Origin of the sequence: Ensifer sp. NM-2 (assembly GCF_003024455.1) — a bacterium.
Lineage (GTDB): Bacteria > Pseudomonadota > Alphaproteobacteria > Rhizobiales > Rhizobiaceae > Ensifer > Ensifer canadensis.
In genome coordinates this window covers 1-379 of sequence record NZ_PVZR01000177.1, presented here as the reverse complement: position 1 = coordinate 379, position 379 = coordinate 1, and the positions used below count along the sequence as shown (strand labels likewise).

Sequence of the window (379 nt, the reverse complement as noted above, 5' to 3'; positions counted from 1 at the left end):
CTGCGGCCTTCAGGTTATGAGCCTGACGAGCTACCGGGCTGCTCCACCCCGCGCCATCTCGGTAAACCGCTATGCGGTTTATCCGGTGCGTAAACCGCTGTGCGGTTTATCGCGATAAGGTAAATCCCTTTGGGATTTACGGTCTGTGCCGAGCAAATCCGACGGATTTGTCTCGCGTAAGGGACGTTCTGATTTTACCTAAGCAAAAAGGCCGCTTGTAGGCGGCCCTTGCGTTTCGGCTTGGCCGAGCGTTTGTTCAGAGAAGATTTTCGGTTTGTTTTCGCCGCTGCCTTGTCCTTCTCGGCTATGCCTCGAAGGGGAGCGGCGGTTTTTTTATCTTGCGTTTTGCAGACCTGGCAGCGACCTACTCTCCCGCGTC

General features: G+C 55.4%; 1 protein-coding gene. It reads right to left on the bottom strand.

Annotated elements, in window-relative coordinates; genetic code table 11:
* Positions 1–194 precede the first annotated feature (194 nt).
* Positions 195–379 (bottom strand): hypothetical protein (locus tag C6558_RS40575; protein WP_210205734.1); only part of this gene is annotated, 185 nt, incomplete at its 5' end.